General features: G+C 54.9%; 1 protein-coding gene. It reads left to right on the top strand.

What is annotated here, in order from left to right:
• Positions 1-494: 494 nt before the first annotated feature.
• On the top strand, positions 495-1143 hold a 649-nt coding region (locus FHD68_RS18650), incomplete at its 3' end, for an acyltransferase family protein (RefSeq protein ID WP_139086625.1).

The raw sequence follows: 1143 nt of genomic DNA, 5'->3' as shown, positions 1-1143 counted from the left end.
CAACCCGTCCAAAACGGCAAAACTCAAACTCGGAGTCTCGCTCACGCTGGATAAAAGTCGGGGGCAACGTCACCATGAGGATGCGGCGGCACCGGAAAGCCCAATCAAACCGGCGCCGCCTGACCGCTTTGGAACGGTGAAAAACCAGAGCGGCTGACGCGACCTTAGCCCGCCGCCGTGTGAATCCAACCCCGCCCCGCCACCGTGCGGGGCTATTTCATGTCTGGAACATCCATGACTACGAAGATGACCCCTATCCTCGCCCGCCAGGCGCGATGCGCCGCCTTGGGCTTTTTGCCCATCCAGCTAGATGGCATCAACGGCCGCCGCTCCCGCGCCGCGTTCGAGGCATGCTTTGCCTCGCATCGTGCATAGGGGCTGCTAGTGTAGCAGCGCCTCGTGGGTGTTAGGGCAAGGTCTAGCAAAATGAGTACCCATGCGATCCGTAACTTACTATAGCGGCGAAACCTGTTTTTTCAGCAAGAGCATTTTGCATGGACAAAATTGACGTCGTGGTGCCGCCGCGTTTTACCTACGCCACGTTTGATGGTTTGCGAGGTGTCGCCGCGTTAGCAGTGATTGTCTTCCATCTTGCGTACCGAGCAGAGTGGCCGCAACTGCTCCCACGGGGCTATCTAGCTGTTGATCTATTTTTTGCATTAAGTGGGTTTGTGATAGCGCAGGCGTACAGCGCTCGGCTGCAGACAGGAATGGGCCTATTCGAATTTACAGCTATGAGGTTGGTACGGCTCTACCCTTTGTTCTTTCTAGGGCAACTTCTTGGCCTGGCTGTTTTTGCGCTTCACGGCCATAATATGACAGCTCTGCTAAAAGCATTCATAGCGGGGATCGCTCTTGCTCCTTGGCCGATAACAGTTGGAAATGTCCCACCCATCTTTCCGCTAAATGGCCCATCATGGTCTTTGTTCTTCGAGATCGCGGTAAACATAGCGTTTGCTGCAGCAATAATGGTGCTGTCTCGTAAGCTGTTATTTGCTCTGGCGGTTGTTAGTGGACTCGCCCTGGCTGGAACAGCTGCACATTTTGGAAGTCTTCATGTGGGGTGGAACCGGCTTTGTTGCACAAAGCCTCTGATGTCCGAGGTTCCCCTTTCCCCGGACGGATTTATCCCGCGGTTTCTGT

Origin of the sequence: Paracoccus marcusii (genome assembly GCF_006151785.1) — a bacterium.
Taxonomy (GTDB): Bacteria; Pseudomonadota; Alphaproteobacteria; order Rhodobacterales; family Rhodobacteraceae; genus Paracoccus; species Paracoccus marcusii.
The sequence above is the reverse complement of the archived record's forward strand: the minus strand, read 5'-3'. Positions and strand labels throughout refer to the sequence as shown.